This window comes from Haloferax sp. s1, assembly GCF_058382125.1.
Genome location: NZ_JBZRPK010000675.1, coordinates 1 through 14,162, shown reverse-complemented (window position 1 = coordinate 14,162; position 14,162 = coordinate 1). Strand labels below are relative to the sequence as shown.

Below are 14,162 nucleotides of genomic sequence, written 5' to 3'. Positions count from 1 at the left end.
TCGTCGAGGTAGTCGAGTGCCTCGCGGACCTTACCCTCGTTCGTCGTAACGTATCTGAGCATGTCCGCCCCTCCGGGGGCGGGCATCGAAAAGTCGTCGGTGTGTCGTTCGTCTGTCCGTCCGCTGGTAGTTCGTTCGTTCTCGGAGTTAGTCGACGATGACCTCGACGGGACCTTCGTCGGCCTCTACCTCTTCTTTTTCCTCCGCTTTCTGGCGCTCGTTCCAGAGCAGGCCACCGGCGACGAGAAGGACGACCCACGACCGCCAACTCGCGAGATTCAGCGTGTAACCGATGCCGAATGGCTTCTCGACGAGCATCCCCTCACCGGGTTGCCAGTAAGATGACAGTAGTCGGCCCACGCTCGGGCGCTCGAAGTTGTATGGGATGCCAAAGAGAGTTCCGCTCTGCGGTTTGTCTACCATATGAGACGAATATGCTGGCGGGCGATAAATCGTTTTGGCCTTACGATGGAATCACCGACCGCCGACTACCGGTACCGACCGCGGGATTCGACTTCGCGAAGTCGGGTAATGACCTCGTCGGAGCCGATAGATTCGTACCCCGCTTCGAGGGCGTCGAGCAGCGGCTCGGCGTCGTCAGCGGTGCCTTCGACGCTCTGGGCGAATACGTGAAGGTCCATCGCGTGGTCCTCGACGTGGTCCGTGTGGAACCCGAGACCGAAGTCGATGAGGAAGACGCGAGAGGTTCCGTGCGTCCCACTCTCGACGCGGACGTTCCGCGTGGTCGGGTCGCCGTGAACGATTCCTACCCGGTGGAGTTTCGCGAGATACTCGCCGACAGTACGAGCGGCCTCGGGACTGAGGCGCTCTGCGAGGTCCGCATCACCGACCTTTTGGAAGGTGATAACGGCCTCGATGGGGTCTACGTCGCGGACGATTGGTGTTCGGACGCCGGCGCGCCGCGCATCGCTCGTCAGGCGCGCTTCGGCTTTCGTCCGCTCGCGCCGGAGTCGGTCGTCCAGTTCGGGGTGGCGATACGTCTTCGGGACGCGCCGCTTTACGACCTCGTCGGTGCCGATATCGACTGTCGCTTCGGCCCCGCGGATTGCGCCGTCGTCGGTGTGCGCGCGCGAGACCGATTCGTCGGCCCCGCGCCACGTCACCGCTACCTGGTCCGGGCGGAAGTTCGGGTCGACCGAGGATTCTTCGACCGAAAGCGCGTCGCCCGAATTGAGCATCCGTGCACCGAGCACCGCAATCATCCCCGCGTTGTCGCGGAGGAACCGCGGTTCGGGTGCGTGGAATTTCGCACCGCGCTGCTCGCACATTTCGGCGAGCATCTCGCGGAGACGGGCGTTCTGCCCGACGCCGCCGCCGAGGACGAGTTCGTCCGTCCCCGTCAGCGACAGGGCGCGCTCGGCGACTTCGGTGAGCATCGCGAAGATGGTCTCCTGTAATCCGACGCAGATGTCTTCGACGGGCGTTCCGGCGTCCGCTTCCTGCTTCGCGGCGCTCATGATACCCGAAAACGAGAAGTCCATCCCCTTGACGACGTACGGCAAGTCGACGTACGAGCCGTCTTTCGCGGCCTGTTCGACCTTCGGGCCGCCGGGGTGGGTCCAGCCGACGTGGCGGGTGAACTTGTCGATGGAGTTGCCGACGCCGGTGTCCATCGTCTCTCCGAGGACGCGGTACCGACCGTTGTGGTAGCCGAGCAGGTGGGCGTTCGCGCCCGACGCGTTCAGACAGACGGGCGATTCGAACCCGGATTGGTAGCGCCCGATTTCGAGGTGGGCGACCATGTGATTGACGCCGAGGAGCGGCACACCGAGCGTCTGGGCGACAGCACGGGCCGCGGTGCCGACGATACGGAGACACGGGCCGAGCCCGGGGCCGCGAGAGAAGGCGACGCCGTCGACAATCGGGCCGTCACCGTCGTGTCTGTCGGCGGCGTGTGCGAGTGCCGTGTCGACCACTTCGGGAATAGCGTTTCCCATGTGTTCTGCGGCCTCGCGCGGATGGATGCCGCCGCTTTCGGGTTGGTAGGGATTCGATTCGATAAAGACGTGGTCCGCAGACGGGTCCGGCGTTCGATACGTTTCAGTACTGAGCGCGTCGGGGTCGTCCGTTTCGAAAACCGCGGCGCTCGCGGCCCACGCTGTACCTTCGATTCCGAGAATGCGCATCGAGTGTGAAGAAACGGCGATTCGAAGCCGAAATTAGGCCTCTTCGGCTTCGGCTTCGGCGTCGGTGATCTTGTTGCGTTCGAGCATGTGTTCCTGTTCGACGTCGCGTGCGAACTCGGGGCTCTCGTAGACCTTCGCGTAGCCCGCCGTCTTGCGCATACCGAACTTCGTGTCGAGTTCGTGGACGACGACTTCGTCGGAGTCCTTGTTCAGCTTGGCCGCGAGCGAGTCGCGGACCGACAGACGGGAGGGCGTAGCTTCCTCGTGGACGATCTCGAATCGGACGTCCGTCCGGTGCAACATGGGGTTCTCCTCCTCGGAGATGATTTCGATATCCATGGTTCAGTTACCAGTAATTCCCCGCGAAGCAAGTAAAAGGATTTCGAAGGGACGAAGAGGCGTCTGAATCAGGTGTCGAGGGGGGAAAGAACCGTCTCGATGTCGCCGTCGAACTGCGCGAGGAGGTCGCGCATTTCGGTCTTAGCGGCCTCTGTAACGGTCACACGGACCATTCCTTCGTCTGGTTGGCCGTAGACGACTGTCGACCCGAGCGGCGCGGCGAGGACCGCCGGAAGCGTCGCGAGGTCCTCTTCGCCCGTGACGAGAAGCGTCGTCGGTTCTTCGGCGTCGAGCGCCTCGACGAGCGCCGAAACGAGATCGAAAGAGAGAGTGCCCGGTTCGTTGGTGACTTCGACGAGGCGGCCGGTTTCGATTGCTCGACGAATCTCCTCGTCGACGGCCTCACGTTTCGTCTTGCCGTCGATGATGGCTACGTCCGGTGGGCGACCGGCGCGGCGGAGGTGGAAGGTGACAACGTCGCCGACGGCGACGAGTGGCGCGTCCGTCTCCTCGCTGGATGCATCTGCGAGGAGCGCCTCGGCCTCGGTGTAGACGGGGCCGAACGGCTCTTTGAACGCCGCGCGGAGGTCCGTCGGCAGGGTGAGCATCTTCAGCGGACCTTGAGCGCGTAGCCGCCGGGTTCGGTGACGTTCATCTCGGTGGCGATTTCGCTCTCTTCGGGGTGGGTGATGACGACGTAGCCCGCCCAGTCTTCGGTGAGACTCGTCGAACCACAGTTATCACACGTCTGCTTGTTCGGGTCGTTGACGAAGTGACACTCGCGGCAGGCGAGACGCTGCTTCGCCATCAGTTACCCTCCGCCGAGGCCTCGCTCTGCTGGCGCTTTGCTTCGAGCCAACCGTGCTTGCCGAGCCCCGGCTGTTTGGCGGTGAGTCCAATCTTCGAGTCGCGCGGGTTGCGCTCGTCGATGCTCTTTGTGACGATGCGGGCGCGCACCTCGTCGTCCACGGCGAGCGTCTGGTTGGACTCGGTGGATGCGAGTTGCTGGTTCTCGCCGTCGTAGGCGAGGTATTCATCGGAAATCTGTGAGACGTGCAGCAGTCCGTCGACCGGACCGATACCGACGAAGGCACCGAACTCGACCACTTCGACCACGATGCCATCGACGACCTCCTGCATGTCGGGGTCGTAGGTGATGGCGTCGAAGTCGGCTTCGTAGTAGACGCCGGGGCGGTTGGGCAACACGGTGCCCTCGCCGATGTCGTTGACGTTCACGACACTGACGACGCTCCCCACGTCTTCGTCCATCCGTCCTTCCAGTTTGTCCTGCAACAGTCGCTTGACCCGCTCGGGCGTCACGTCGCCCAAGTGTCGGGGTGGGACTTCGACTGTATCTTTGAGTCGTACCCGTTTGTACATAGTTTCGTTAAGGTTCCGTGATTGCCAGTGTGGCGTGCCCCCGGATGCCGACGACGGGAATCCCGCAGTCGAGCCCCCGGTCACGGAGGGGCTTGTCGTTCGTGACGACGTAGTCGACTTCGCCCGATTCGGCGAGTTCGACAACTGCGTCGTCGGCGTACGATTCGTCCGTCTCGACCGCCCGGCACCGGTTCGCCAGGTCCGCACCCACACTCGCCGCGACGCCCTCGGTCCCGCCGCCCGTCGAGAGCTTCTCCAGCTCGTCGAGGACGGCCGTGGGGACCACGAGGTCCGCGTCGGCCGCGAGAAGCCGGTCGAGTTCGTCGAACACGCGAACGTTGAGTTCGACCGGCATCATGAGTGCGTTCGTGTCCATGACGACTACGGTGGCGGTCACGTCACTTGAGCGTCCCGATACCGATGAGACGCCATCGAGCGCCCACGCGGCGGTTGATGGCAATCTTCGCACCTTCCTCGGCGCAGACGGGTCGCTTGAGCGAAACTTCGGCTTCACCGCTGCGCGCACTCGTCACCGCGCCAACGGTGGTCGCGGTGCCGACGGTGAGCATCAGCGGTTCGCCGGTGGATATCTCCTCGATACCCTCGTCTCCGTCGCCACCGACGACGCGTTCGAGCAGTTCCACGTCCATCGTGAACCGTTCGCGCGTCGGCGGGAGCGTGCCGGGTTCGCCGGCGACCTGCCCTGCGAGGGCGTCGCCTTTCGTGAAGCTCGGGTCGAGACCGGTCCCGACACCGCAGAGCCCGCCGGGGCGGACTTCGTCGACCATGTTGCCGCCCGCCTGAAGCGAGCGAATCTCGGTCGTGATGGAGCGCCATTCGGTCTGGCCTTCCTCTTCGACTTCGCGGCCGGGGCGAAGTTCGAGTTCGTCGCCTTCTTCGAGCTTTCCGGCGACGACGCTGCCGCCGACAACGCCGCCCATGAGACCGTCCCAGGTCGTCCCCGGACGGTTGATGTCGAAACTGCGCGCGACGTACATTTGACTGTCTTCAGTCTCGTCGCGTTCGGGCGTCGGAATCTCCGCTTCGATAGTCTCGATGAGCAGATCGAGGTTGACCTCTTGCTGTGCGCTGATGGGCACGATTGGGGCGTCTTCGGCCACCGTCCCCTCTACAAACTCCTTGATTTGTTCGTAGTTGTCGAGGGCACGCTCGCGGTCGACGAGGTCGACTTTGTTCTGCGCGATGACGATGTTCTCGATACCGATGATATCGAGCGCCATCAGGTGCTCGGCCGTCTGGGCCTGCGGCACGTCCTCGGTCGCGCTCACGAGCAGGATGGCACCGTCCATGATGGCGGCACCAGAGAGCATCGTCGCCATGAGCGTCTCGTGACCGGGCGCGTCGACGAACGAAACGGTACGAAGAACGTCCGTCTCGTCACCGTCTTCGGTCTCTTCTTCGACTGTGTAGCACTCCGGCGCATCGGCGCCGGGAATCTGACGGAACGTCGCGTCGGCGTATCCGAGTCGGATGGAGATACCGCGCTTCATCTCTTCCGAGTGTTGGTCCGTCCACGACCCAGACAACGCTTGGACGAGCGTCGTCTTTCCGTGGTCGACGTGACCGACGAGTCCGATGTTCACCTCCGGTTGTTGTGGGTTTTTCGTCACCATTGACCTCCTGAGAGTAATCTTGCGTGAACTTGGCTCCGAACGACTGATAAAGGTGCTGTTCTCGGGGCGGCAACGCTGCCGCTACGTCGGCCGGTCACACACCACGAAGTGCCGTTTATCGGTGTCTCACGGCGATGCCCCGCGACCGAGGCTGACTCTCGCGACTCGATGCTCCGTGACTGAGGCTGACCTTCGAGACGCGGTCGGTCCGAAACGAATCTCCAGGTGCGTACAAAATTGGTCTTCGTTCGGCGTTACTCGACCGCTTTGATGATACTTCGGAGTTCTTCCCGGTAGGCGTCCGGCGTGAGTCCGAGGTCGATGTCGACCGACACCGAAATGGCGTCGGTCGGTTCCTTGGTGACGTCGAGTTCGAAGTTCTCACCCGGATACGCCCCGCCCGCGACGAGGACCGTCCCATCGTGTTCCCAGACGGCGAGCAGCCCACTAACGTCGACTTCGCGCCCTTCGATTTCGAATTTTTTCTCCTCGGTAAACGGGAAGGTGATGCTCTCGAACGGGATGGTGGCCGCGTACTCGGTCACGCGCGCCGAATCGCCGGTGTCGACCGTCATCGACCCCGTCCCCGATTGCTCGACGTTCGTGACCCCGACGTCTTTCAGTTGTGCTTCGTACTGTGTCCGTGCCTGCGTCTCAATCTGGTCGACGACCGTCCCGCGAGCCGCTTTGGGGATGTTCGAGAGGCTCGGTTCGAGCGTTACGCGCGTGGCGAAAAACAGGAAAAACTGCCCTTCGGCCTGCCCGAGCGTCTGTTCTTTTATCTCGGCCGCCAGTGCCGTGTCCTCGTACACGAGCGTCTCGAATGCGGCGGAGACGCTCACCGGCCCGACCGACTGCTCGAAGGCCGGGTCGAGTGTCTGGCCACCGATGTGCTCCCAGCCGCCCGATTCGAGCATCGCCTTCGGTACTTTCGGAGGTGCCCGCCCGGCGCTCGCGGTGGTTCCGGAAGTACACCCGGCGAGGCCGGCAAGTCCCGCACTAGCCGCAACCCCAAGGTACGTTCGCCGTCCGATTCTGTCGGCTCCGTCGTCTTTCCCCTTCATCGGTCGATGTTGCCGCGTTCTCTCCCAAATAGCTATCTCCCCGAAAATCAAATACGAGAACACACCTCCTCTCGGTCGAGATTTCTGAAAGCGAGACTTTTGCCGTTCGCCTCCCGAATTCGTATGTGCCCGCTCCGGTGTCGTCGCCTTCGGAGTTCGCCTTCGAACTGGCGCTGTGTTCGCATCTCGAACAGACGACGGACTGGCTCCCTGCCCGGCAACTCGGCGCTGCCGTCGCCTCGCCGGGGAGCCGGATTATCGACATCTGCGCCGTCGTTCCGGGCCCAGCGTTCGCCGACCGAACTCGTATTACCGACCGTGATATCCCCGCGACAGCCATCGAGAGCGATGTCGGAGTCGGACGCGCCGTCTTCTGGCGCGACGCCTTCGATTGCCACCCTGCCCGCGCCCGTCGCGCCACCGACCGCGCCGTCGAAGTCGGGTTCTTCGAGTCCGAGCATCGCCGTAGTCGGGAGTACGTCCGCCGCGCGACTCGCTATCCCGGCGATTGGTTCTCCCGCCTCGTCGGTATCGAGAACAAACCCGACCTCGGCGAACCGGGCGACCTCCTCCGGCAACTCCGACTCGACGTGAGCCTCGCACTTTTCGACGAGGTCGTTCTCGCCACTGAGAGTTACGTCACGGGCGCGCACCTGAACCGAATTCCCGACCAAGTCGGTGTCTGGCGATTCGACCCCGAAACCGGCGAGCGCGAGGTCGTCCGCGAGACCGAACCGCTCACCGCCGATGCGACCGGTGTCGAACCAGTCGAATACCACTCGCTTCACACAGATGTCGCCCTCGTGCCGCCCGCCGACAAGCGAACCGCTCGGCTCCGACTCGCCGAGCGCGCCTACGGCAAAGGGTGGCGAGGATACGACTTACCGGCGTGCACTCACGCCGGCGTCGACGCCGACGGTCGCCCCGTCTGCGAGCACTTCGGTCGCGTGGTCGACCCCGGCTCGGAGTGCGGAACCGAGTGTACCGCATTCGAACCGGCCGACCCGCCGGAACTCGACCGCGCGGAACTTCGCGAGGCTCGAACCGGCTGGGTTGCAGACCCAACCGGCATCACTCGGCGACAGTCGGGTTTGGACCGGTTTTGGTGACTGCTCTCTCGTGCCCTTATTTGTTCACGGTTTCGAGATGATACGACGCCTCTGTCGGATGCGGCCGATATCCTGTCACGTCTGCGCGCGTCCCGACGACGTTCGTGTAGTACGTCAGCCACCCAATCGGCACGTCGCGTTGAAGTATCGCCTGTACGTCGTCGTATATCTGCTTGCGCTCCTCGTACTTCGGCGTCCTTCGCCCCTGTTCGAGGAGCGCATCGACTTCGGGGTTTTCGTAGCCGCTGAACATTGTCGCCTCACTGGAGTGTACGAAATCCGTCAACCGATCAGGGTCGGGATACCACAGGACCGAGTTCGACCACAGCACCATCCCGAACGCTTCGGAATTTGCCCGCTCTCTAATCGTTGCTGGCTCCATCGTCAGAATGGAGACGTCGAAGCCGACCTCGCCTAATTTCGCCTGGAGAACCTGCGCGAGAGGGGAAAGAAGCGGCCGAGATTCGTACGTCCAGATATCAACGTCGAGCGGGACACCGTCCCGTTGGCGTGTCCCATCCACCATTCGCCAGCCAGCCTCCGTGAGGAGTTCGCCCGCTTTTTCCGGCGCGTACTCGTATGGTTCGAGGTCGTCGTTCGCCCACGAGGTCATCTCGGGTGGGAACGGGCCGGTCGCCGCCGACCCGAGCCCTTCGAGAATCGATTCCACAAGCGCTTGCCCATCGATGGCGTGCATGACCGCCTGCCGAACACGTCGGTCGTCAAACGGTTCCGAGGTCGTATCGAAGACCAGGTACCGCGAGCGAGGAATCTCGTAGGTGTACGCCTTCAGATTCTCTGTCTGCTGTATCTGCTCAACCGTGTGATTCGGCAAAATCCGTGCCATATCGAGCTCGTCGTTTTGGAGCTTGAGACGGCGTGTCTGTGAATCAGCGACTCCTTCGTAGACCAAGCGGTCTATCTTGGGTGAGGGGCCGTGATAGTCCCCATTCGCAGTCGCCGTGATGCTCATCCCCGGCTCCCAAGACGCAAACTGGAACGGACCGGTTCCGACTGGCTTGGTAACGTCTCCGTCCGAGTTGACGGAACTCGACGCGATGATACTGGTTCTCCCACGAGTCAAGTGCGCCGGGAGCGGGGCAAAGGGGCCGTCTGTGGTGATAGACACTGTCTGTTCATCCAGCGCCGATACCGACTCGATAGGCAGCGCCGCCAGCGCGTTCGAGTCGAACGCCCGCTTCAACGAAAAGACGACTGCATCCGCGGTTAACGGCGTTCCGTCGTGAAATTCTACGCCCTCCCTGAGGTCGAACCGCCACGTTTCTCCGTCGTCCGCCAGTTCCCACGACGTCGCCAGACCAGCGGTAATTGACGTGTCGTAATCGACCGTCAGAAGCGGCTCGATGACGCTGATTCGACGCCACAACCAGCCGTTAATAATCGGGTCGAGCGCGTCAGGCGTCCACGGCGAACCGACGCGGAACGTCACCGTATCGTCTGCCGACTGACCCGTGTCTCGCTGTCCGTGGTCAGATTCTCCGATACACCCCGCAATTCCTCCGATTCCAGCGGCTACCCCCTGTAGTACTCGTCGACGACTGGGGCCGACTTTTGCGATACTTGCTCGACCCGGATTCTCTCTCATATACAAGCGAGATTTAATTATGACAAATAAGGTTGCCTAATCTGTCTGCGGGCGACCAACAGACCGGTACGGCGCTAGATTCAAAGAAGTTGTTACTGCGCGAGCACAAATTCACGCACCGCTGGTCACTCGGCTTCGGCGCGTCTGTCCATGTAGTTCCAGTACGCGATGAGCGGAACTGCGAAGATAACGACGACGACGAAATGGAGTGCTGATACGAGCAAATCGACTCCTCCCGTCTCGAAGTAGGTCGTGAGAAGGTCAATCACGGCGGCGAGACCGCCCACGAGGAGAAAATACTTGAACGCGTTGTCCTCCACAATCGCTCGGAGACTCACGCGTCACCCTCCGGTGGCTCCGACAGCATCCAGAGACTCGCCGCACCGAGACAGACCGAGAGGACGAACAGAATCGCGAGTTGCGTCTCTGTGGGCGGTCGGGGGGACAAGAGCGTGTACCCGACGGTACCCACGATTCCGAGCGAAACGACAGACGAAATTCCTCGGGAGGTTCGCAGGGAAGGGACCATACCAACGCTCCCCCCGCGACCGTGAAAAAACTATTACAATTCGTACACTTCGCCGTCGACGGCTAGCGGGTCTTCGAAGGCCTCTTCGGGCGGGTAGTAGTGCGCGACGTGGACGAGTCGGGTCACGTCGGCGTCGAGGTCCTCGCCGAGTGCGATGGCTCCCTCGCGGGTCATATGCTTCGTGCCGAACGTCCGCGCAACACCGTCTTCGTCGTAATCGTCGCCGCCGATTGGGTGATACTCGCAGACCGACGCGGGGACGATGGCCTCCGCGAGGAGGAGGTCCGGGCCGCGGAGTACGTCGCGGGATTCCGCCGGAATCGCGTACGTCGAATCGCCCGACAGCGAGAGCTTCGCCCCGGTTTCCGGGTCCTCGATGGCGACGCCGTAGCAGACGAGCGGCGGATGGACGACCGGGACAAACGTCACGTCGAACCCGCAGGCGCGGAACGACTCGAAGGGCGTCTGGTCTTCGACCGCGATTCGGTCGAGGTAGTCGAACTTCGAGCGAATCGTGTCGGCGACGCTTTCGCCCGTGACCGGGTCGACTTCGTCTGTGGCGTGGACGTCAAGGTCGTCGAGTAGGCGGTAGACGTTCCCGAGACCGTCTAAGTGGTCGAAGTGAATGTGGGTCACGAGCGCTTCGTCGGGGAGCGGCACCTCCTGTGTGAGAAACTGGTGGCGAAAGTCGGGACTGAAGTCCACGAGCAGCGACTCGTCGGTTCGCTCGTTTTCGACGTGGACCGAAAAGCGTGTCCGCTCGATACCCCGCTCGTGGGCCTCGCGGCAAGTGTCGCAGTCGCAGCCGACGGTCGGCGTCCCGGTCGTGTCGCCGGTGCCGAGGAGGGTCACGCGCATCGATTCAGAGAAGGGAGATGGTGCGGCTTAAACGTGGCCGACGGCGGTGAGTCACTCTTCTTGTATCACCCAGTCGTCGACCCAGACTTCGGAGGTTCGTTCGGCGGGCTCTGCACCGTCTAGGTTCACCGTCCCAGTTGCACTTCGTGGCGTCGTCGCGACGAGTTCGTCGAATGGGATAGTAGGCTGGCTCACGACACTCCCCGAACGTGAGAGAACTGTCTGATGCAGAATAGTGATTGTAGCACTCCCCGTGTTTCGCCCGCGGACACTGGCAACAATTGAGTCGAGGTTCGATTCCCCGAGTGCTTGGTAGAGGGCAGTCATCACCGCTTGTCTTGCTACGCTGGCACACTCGGATGTCGCCCAGTCGTCGAACGAAATAGTGTCATACACCGGCGCGCGCGTCTCGTTGCCCGTACTCGACCGGTAGGCGGCGACGTACCGAACTTCGTCCTCTTCTTCGAGGTACTCGTATCCATCGTTCTCGGTGAACTTCTGACTGGCCGAGACGGGGGCGGCTTCGCCGCGAACCTTCTCATATGTGGGAGCAACTGCAGGTGTCTGTTCGCTCGTTGGCTCGGCGGTTGTGGGCGAACGCTGTGCTGTCGTCTTCACCGTCGTCCGCGAAGTCGTCGTCTCGGTGGCTGGTTTTTCTGCACCACGTTCGTCTGTAAGACAGCCGCCGAACGAGAACAGTCCAGTCGCCCCAAGCGCCTGAACGAACCGCCGTCTGCTGGAAGGCATCGGCTCGACGTGCACTGACAACTGGTGAAAACTTTCTCAGAAAAGAGCGCAGTTACTGCGCCGTGCCGGCGTCTTTCTGCGTCTCGCCTTCGTGTTCGTCCGCGTGGTCGTGGTCGTCGTGGCCGTGGTCGTGCCCATCTCCCGACCCGGCGACGAGTTCCGACGAATCCGACATCATGTCGAGGTTCTTCAGGTTGTCCCGCTCTTCGAAGTCGGCGACGGCTTCCAGCAGGTCGTCCTGCTTGAGTTCCATTCGCTCTTCGGTGAGTGCTTCGAGGACGGCCTCGCGGAGCACGAGTCGCAGGTCGGACCCGGTAAGGCCTTGGGTTACTTCGGCGATGGCCTCGGGGTCGAACTCGTTGATGTCCATCCGGTTCGTGATGACGCGCAGGATGTCGGCGCGCATGCCGTGGTCCGGCTTGGGGAAGTTGACGATTTCGTCGAAGCGCCGCCACGCCGCCGAATCGAGTTGGTCGGGGTGGTTCGTCGCCCCGATGAGGATGACCTCGTCGCGAATCAGCGAGATGTCGTCGATGCTCTTGAGGAGCGTGTTGACGGCGCGCTTGAGCGCGGCGTGTTCGTCCGACCGGCGCGTCTTTGCGACCGAGTCGAACTCGTCGATAAAGAGGATACACGGCGAGAGTCGCTTTGCGACCTCGAAGGTCTTCTCGACGTTCTTGGCCGTCTCACCGAGGTACTGGCTCGTAATCATCGAGAGTTTCACCTCGACGAAGGGAAGACCGAGTTCGTGGGCGAGCGCCCGCGACACGGTCGTCTTCCCCGTCCCCGGCGGGCCGACGAAGAGAATCTTCCCGATTTCGCGAAGGCCAATCTGCGCGAGGTACTCGCGGTGCTCGATAGCCTTCATGAGTTTGTGAATTTCGCCTTCCTGGTCCGTCGTGAGCACGAGGTCGTCGAGAGTCATCTCTATCTCCTCGGGTGCGCGGACCTGCACGAGGTCGAGCATCTCGGCGTCGTCCTCGTCGTCGAAGTACTCGTCGAGGAGGCTGTCGATCCAGACCCGGTCGGCGTGAATCGGTCGCGTCTGCTCTCTCGCTTCTTCGTGGGTTACGTCCACGTCGTCGTGTCCTTCGACCGCCTTCGCGATAGTCGGGTTCGTCACCAACCGGTCGTAGTCGGCACGGTTGACAAACCACTCCAGCGCCATCTCGGGTTGCGTCAGAGAGAGGCGGCCGGAGAAGTCCTCACGTTGGGTGAACATGAGGTCCGAAATCGCGTCCCATGGGTGTTCGGCTCCTGTCGCCTTCCGCGCGATGGAATCGGTCACCACGAGCGGTCGCTCGATGCCGCCCGCCGACGAATCGTCTTCGTCGTCTCCGGTGTCCGCCCAGAAGACGCGCCGATACCGCGGGGGAAGGTCGTTCTCGTCAAGCGTTCGGTCGTCGGTGTAGAGGTGAGCCGTCAGCAGAAACTCGACAACCTCGAGCGCCCGTTCACTCATCCCCCCGAAATTGCCGGGGCAGACGCATAAGAGCGTCGGAGCGCGCGTGACCAAGAGAAACCTTCTCACCGCGCGCTCCGGGTATACAGGGACACCCCGGTGGACCGCACGGCGAATTAATTCCGGAAAACATTTTCAAATAAATATCTAAAAACACCGGGATTACGCGACTATATTCTTAGTATACGTTTGTAGATTGCACGATATGGGGGAATTGGGCGGAATAATTTGATTTATTAAACGATTGGTATTTTATGTTCTCCTTTCACCAGTATGAGCCAAGATAGTGAAATGATGTGTTCATCATACATGGAAAAATTGCACAAATGCCCCGGAATCTCCGATTCTTGTCGGTGGTGAACCACGTGACGAAACAAGTCCCGACGACCTGTATGCGCTGTGCTGTGGGGTGTGGTCACGTTCACCTTGGGTCCGAAAACGCGTACGGTCTCGAAACAGTTCGTGGCGACCCCTCACATCCGGTAAACAACGGACTGGCGTGCGGTCGTGGCATCCGCGAGTCGGCAGACCCTGCTGGCGAGTGGCTTACTCGGCCGCTCGTCCGGGAGGACGGCGAACTGGTACAGACCTCGTGGTCGGACGCGATGGCCCGTGTCGGCGCTACCATCCGAACAGCGGTGGCGACCGACCCGGACGAGGTCGCGGTTCTGGGAAGCGGCCAGCAGACGAACGAGGCCGCGTACGCGCTCGGCAAACTCGCTCGTGCCGGCATTGGGACCCGAAACTACGACGCGAACACGACACTCTGCATGGCGAGCGCAGTCACAGCGTACTATCGGGCGTTCGGGAGCGATGCGCCCCCACCGACGTACGACGATATCCCGAACGCCGAGACACACCTCGTCTGGGGTGCGAACCCCGCAGTTGCCCATCCTGTCATGTTCCGTTGGATACGGCAGTCGGCGGCAGACGGTCGACTCGTCGTGGTCGACCCCGTCGAGACGAAGACTGCGGCGGTCGCAGACGACCACGTCTCTGTCGCGCCCGGCGGTGACCTCGCGCTGGCCCGCGCCATCCTCCGGCACCTCGTCGATACCGACCAAATCGACGAGTCGTTCGTCCGCTCGAACACCGAGGGGTTCGACGACGTCGTCTCTGCACTCCCGTCGGTCACGGACGCGGCGGCCCGCGCTGGCGTCTCGCTCGACACAGTCGAGGAACTGGCTGCACTGCTCGACGCGCCGACGCTCATCTACTGGGGGATGGGAGTGTATCAGAGCGTCCGCGGTACCGCAACCGCCGGTGCGCTCGTGAATCTTTGTCTCG

Annotated in this window: 17 protein-coding genes; 2 read left to right on the top strand and 15 right to left on the bottom strand. The window is 62.3% G+C overall.

Annotated elements, in window-relative coordinates; all coding sequences use genetic code 11:
* Positions 1 to 147: 147 nt before the first annotated feature.
* From QT222_RS16620 to QT222_RS16580, 9 genes are all read right to left on the bottom strand, one after another.
* Complete coding sequence (locus QT222_RS16620) at positions 148 to 423, bottom strand: DUF5808 domain-containing protein (RefSeq protein WP_004059324.1); 276 nt, start codon at positions 421 to 423, stop codon at positions 148 to 150.
* A gap of 65 nt (positions 424 to 488) precedes the next feature.
* A complete protein-coding gene (locus tag QT222_RS16615) occupies positions 489 to 2,147 on the bottom strand; it encodes a bifunctional N(6)-L-threonylcarbamoyladenine synthase/serine/threonine protein kinase (RefSeq protein ID WP_491477797.1) in 1,659 nt (552 codons plus the stop codon).
* A 33-nt stretch (positions 2,148 to 2,180) separates the two neighbouring features.
* Positions 2,181 to 2,486, bottom strand: coding sequence for a 30S ribosomal protein S24e (locus QT222_RS16610; RefSeq protein WP_004059326.1), 306 nt, complete (start codon positions 2,484 to 2,486; stop codon positions 2,181 to 2,183).
* A gap of 68 nt (positions 2,487 to 2,554) precedes the next feature.
* Positions 2,555 to 3,094 carry a GTP-dependent dephospho-CoA kinase family protein gene (locus QT222_RS16605; protein ID WP_004059327.1) on the bottom strand — a complete coding sequence of 180 codons (540 nt, stop codon included), beginning with the start codon at positions 3,092 to 3,094 and terminating at the stop codon, positions 2,555 to 2,557.
* Positions 3,095 to 3,096: 2 nt separating this feature from the next.
* Positions 3,097 to 3,294, bottom strand: coding sequence for a transcription elongation factor subunit Spt4 (gene spt4 / locus QT222_RS16600; RefSeq protein WP_004059328.1), 198 nt, complete (start codon positions 3,292 to 3,294; stop codon positions 3,097 to 3,099).
* On the bottom strand, positions 3,294 to 3,866 hold the full coding sequence (locus tag QT222_RS16595) for a DNA-directed RNA polymerase (protein ID WP_004059329.1): 573 nt from the start codon (positions 3,864 to 3,866) through the stop codon (positions 3,294 to 3,296). The genes spt4 and QT222_RS16595 overlap by 1 nt, the downstream gene beginning before the upstream one ends.
* Before the next feature lie 7 nt (positions 3,867 to 3,873).
* Positions 3,874 to 4,242, bottom strand: a complete 369-nt coding sequence (locus tag QT222_RS16590) for a PIN domain-containing protein (RefSeq protein ID WP_491477798.1) — start codon at positions 4,240 to 4,242, stop codon at positions 3,874 to 3,876.
* A 22-nt stretch (positions 4,243 to 4,264) separates the two neighbouring features.
* Entirely contained in the window at positions 4,265 to 5,500 is a 1,236-nt protein-coding gene (locus QT222_RS16585) for a translation initiation factor IF-2 subunit gamma (protein ID WP_491477796.1), read from the bottom strand.
* A 254-nt stretch (positions 5,501 to 5,754) separates the two neighbouring features.
* Complete coding sequence (locus QT222_RS16580) at positions 5,755 to 6,564, bottom strand: DUF6517 family protein (protein ID WP_004059332.1); 810 nt, start codon at positions 6,562 to 6,564, stop codon at positions 5,755 to 5,757.
* A gap of 125 nt (positions 6,565 to 6,689) precedes the next feature.
* Here QT222_RS16580 and QT222_RS16575 point away from each other — a divergent pair, with 125 nt between their 5' ends.
* Positions 6,690 to 7,673: a DUF5787 family protein gene (locus tag QT222_RS16575; RefSeq protein WP_491477795.1), complete on the top strand. Its 984-nt coding sequence runs from the start codon at positions 6,690 to 6,692 to the stop codon at positions 7,671 to 7,673.
* A gap of 16 nt (positions 7,674 to 7,689) precedes the next feature.
* Here the strand turns inward: QT222_RS16575 and QT222_RS16570 are convergent, their stop codons facing one another.
* From QT222_RS16570 to QT222_RS16545, 6 genes are all read right to left on the bottom strand, one after another.
* The gene (locus QT222_RS16570) at positions 7,690 to 9,279 is read right to left on the bottom strand and encodes an ABC transporter substrate-binding protein (protein WP_231512862.1); all 1,590 of its coding nucleotides are present in this window, start codon (positions 9,277 to 9,279) and stop codon (positions 7,690 to 7,692) included.
* 125 nt (positions 9,280 to 9,404) lie between these two features.
* The gene (locus QT222_RS16565; protein WP_004059335.1) at positions 9,405 to 9,617 is read right to left on the bottom strand and encodes a hypothetical protein; all 213 of its coding nucleotides are present in this window, start codon (positions 9,615 to 9,617) and stop codon (positions 9,405 to 9,407) included.
* Positions 9,614 to 9,808, bottom strand: a complete 195-nt coding sequence (locus tag QT222_RS16560; RefSeq protein ID WP_004059336.1) for a hypothetical protein — start codon at positions 9,806 to 9,808, stop codon at positions 9,614 to 9,616. The genes QT222_RS16565 and QT222_RS16560 overlap by 4 nt, the downstream gene beginning before the upstream one ends.
* Before the next feature lie 33 nt (positions 9,809 to 9,841).
* Positions 9,842 to 10,666 carry an MBL fold metallo-hydrolase gene (locus QT222_RS16555; RefSeq protein WP_004059337.1) on the bottom strand — a complete coding sequence of 275 codons (825 nt, stop codon included), beginning with the start codon at positions 10,664 to 10,666 and terminating at the stop codon, positions 9,842 to 9,844.
* 51 nt (positions 10,667 to 10,717) lie between these two features.
* The gene (locus QT222_RS16550) at positions 10,718 to 11,413 is read right to left on the bottom strand and encodes a hypothetical protein (protein WP_004059338.1); all 696 of its coding nucleotides are present in this window, start codon (positions 11,411 to 11,413) and stop codon (positions 10,718 to 10,720) included.
* A 52-nt stretch (positions 11,414 to 11,465) separates the two neighbouring features.
* On the bottom strand, positions 11,466 to 12,875 hold the full coding sequence (locus QT222_RS16545) for an ATP-binding protein (protein WP_491477794.1): 1,410 nt from the start codon (positions 12,873 to 12,875) through the stop codon (positions 11,466 to 11,468).
* A gap of 326 nt (positions 12,876 to 13,201) precedes the next feature.
* On the opposite strand from QT222_RS16545, the gene QT222_RS16540 reads away from it, so the two are divergent.
* Positions 13,202 to 14,162 (top strand): molybdopterin-dependent oxidoreductase (locus tag QT222_RS16540; protein WP_491477793.1); only part of this gene is annotated, 961 nt, incomplete at its 3' end.

What these genes read in the sequence shown, in the direction of transcription:
- QT222_RS16615 (WP_491477797.1), bottom strand. Translation starts at nt 2,147, where the DNA reads ATGCGCATTCTCGGAATCGAAGGTACAGCGTGGGCCGCGAGCGCCGCG.
- QT222_RS16620 (WP_004059324.1), bottom strand. Translation starts at nt 423, where the DNA reads ATGGTAGACAAACCGCAGAGCGGAACTCTCTTTGGCATCCCATACAAC.
- QT222_RS16610 (WP_004059326.1), bottom strand. Translation starts at nt 2,486, where the DNA reads ATGGATATCGAAATCATCTCCGAGGAGGAGAACCCCATGTTGCACCGG.
- QT222_RS16555 (WP_004059337.1), bottom strand. Translation starts at nt 10,666, where the DNA reads ATGCGCGTGACCCTCCTCGGCACCGGCGACACGACCGGGACGCCGACC.
- QT222_RS16550 (WP_004059338.1), bottom strand. Translation starts at nt 11,413, where the DNA reads ATGCCTTCCAGCAGACGGCGGTTCGTTCAGGCGCTTGGGGCGACTGGA.
- spt4 (WP_004059328.1), bottom strand. Translation starts at nt 3,294, where the DNA reads ATGGCGAAGCAGCGTCTCGCCTGCCGCGAGTGTCACTTCGTCAACGAC.
- QT222_RS16545 (WP_491477794.1), bottom strand. Translation starts at nt 12,875, where the DNA reads ATGAGTGAACGGGCGCTCGAGGTTGTCGAGTTTCTGCTGACGGCTCAC.
- QT222_RS16560 (WP_004059336.1), bottom strand. Translation starts at nt 9,808, where the DNA reads ATGGTCCCTTCCCTGCGAACCTCCCGAGGAATTTCGTCTGTCGTTTCG.
- QT222_RS16605 (WP_004059327.1), bottom strand. Translation starts at nt 3,094, where the DNA reads ATGCTCACCCTGCCGACGGACCTCCGCGCGGCGTTCAAAGAGCCGTTC.
- QT222_RS16590 (WP_491477798.1), bottom strand. Translation starts at nt 4,242, where the DNA reads ATGGACACGAACGCACTCATGATGCCGGTCGAACTCAACGTTCGCGTG.
- QT222_RS16595 (WP_004059329.1), bottom strand. Translation starts at nt 3,866, where the DNA reads ATGTACAAACGGGTACGACTCAAAGATACAGTCGAAGTCCCACCCCGA.
- QT222_RS16585 (WP_491477796.1), bottom strand. Translation starts at nt 5,500, where the DNA reads ATGGTGACGAAAAACCCACAACAACCGGAGGTGAACATCGGACTCGTC.
- QT222_RS16570 (WP_231512862.1), bottom strand. Translation starts at nt 9,279, where the DNA reads ATGAGAGAGAATCCGGGTCGAGCAAGTATCGCAAAAGTCGGCCCCAGT.
- QT222_RS16580 (WP_004059332.1), bottom strand. Translation starts at nt 6,564, where the DNA reads ATGAAGGGGAAAGACGACGGAGCCGACAGAATCGGACGGCGAACGTAC.